This is a genomic window from Microbulbifer sp. 2205BS26-8 (genome assembly GCF_030731025.1).
Classification (GTDB): domain Bacteria; phylum Pseudomonadota; class Gammaproteobacteria; order Pseudomonadales; family Cellvibrionaceae; genus Microbulbifer; species Microbulbifer spongiae.
In genome coordinates this window covers 1-1,187 of record NZ_JAVAMR010000126.1, presented here as the reverse complement: position 1 = coordinate 1,187, position 1,187 = coordinate 1, and the positions used below count along the sequence as shown (strand labels likewise).

Genomic DNA, 1,187 nt, shown 5'->3' with positions numbered 1-1,187 from the left:
CCTGGAAAATTTTGCAGGCAGAGAATCTTTTGATTTGAGATTTTCATACCTCTGAATTTTCAACCGAATTAGACCAAAACATGTTCACTTTTTCGCGCATATTCGCAATTATTTGACCCTTGGCTTCTACCTTTAGGCCATTATGGTCTTCATTCGCGTGATATTGTACGCGGCAGCCGTGAATCGAAAGATCCAACTGATCTTTTCTTGACCAACGTGCCTTACTTTTCGCATCAATCCAATATCTTTCATCCAGCCAAAGCATTCTTCAATCCGCTTGCGTTTGACTTGGCTAATCCTGTAGCCCTCTGTAGAGGTGGTTCTTCCGTCTATAGTACTGCCACCCTTTTTCGCCGCAACGTGGGGAGTCACCTTGAGCCCTCTGCAACCCTCTACAAAATCTCCGGTATCGTACCCCTTGTCCGCGCCAACCGTCATGCCGGGCCGTGTACTTTGCCTGGCAAGCATACTCGTTCCTGCATCCCATTCTTGGCTGGTGCCGGCGGGGGTAACTTCAGTGTCTACGATCAGACCATTGCGATTCTCGGTAAGTAGGTGTCCCATATGACAAAGTCTGGATTCCTTGCCTTTACCTTTACGGAACAGGCGAGCGTCCTTATCCGTGCTGGATTCATGCGTGTCATTACTACGTTTCTGACCATGATAATTCTGGCCGTCATCCTCATCAGATCCGTCTTTCGGCTTGAAAGATTTCATCGAGGCGCAAGCTTCGAGCAGGGTTCCATCAACACTGAAGTGGTCGCGAGACATCAGTTTCTTGGCATAGGCCTGTTTCTTGATGGCATCGAAAAAAAGTTCATCGACATTGCCGGTCATTACACGGTCACGGTTCTTGGTAAATACTGTCGGGTGCCAAACTTTGTCATCCATGCCGAGGCCCACAAACCACCTGAACATCAGGTCGTAATCCAGGCGCTCCATCAGTTGGCGCTCTGATCGAATCGTGAACAAAATTTGCAACAAAAGTGCGCGAATCAATTGTTCCGGAGGAATAGACGGCCTGCCGGTCATGGAGTACATTTCGTCGAAGGTCGCATCCAGTTCCACCAGCGCGATATCGACTATCTTTCGGACTTTTCTGATAGGGTGAGCGACTGGTATTCGCGATTCCAGGCTGACATAGCTGAAAAGTTCATCTTGCTTGTACGTTTCGCCGCGCATAAATT

The 1,187-nt window shown here is 48.4% G+C and carries 1 protein-coding gene; it reads right to left on the bottom strand.

Features of this window, described 5'->3' with window-relative positions:
* Window positions 1–132: 132 nt before the first annotated feature.
* Window positions 133–1,182, bottom strand: a complete 1,050-nt coding sequence (locus Q5Y71_RS16835) for an IS5 family transposase (RefSeq protein ID WP_306043233.1) — start codon at window positions 1,180–1,182, stop codon at window positions 133–135.
* Window positions 1,183–1,187: the final 5 nt, after the last annotated feature.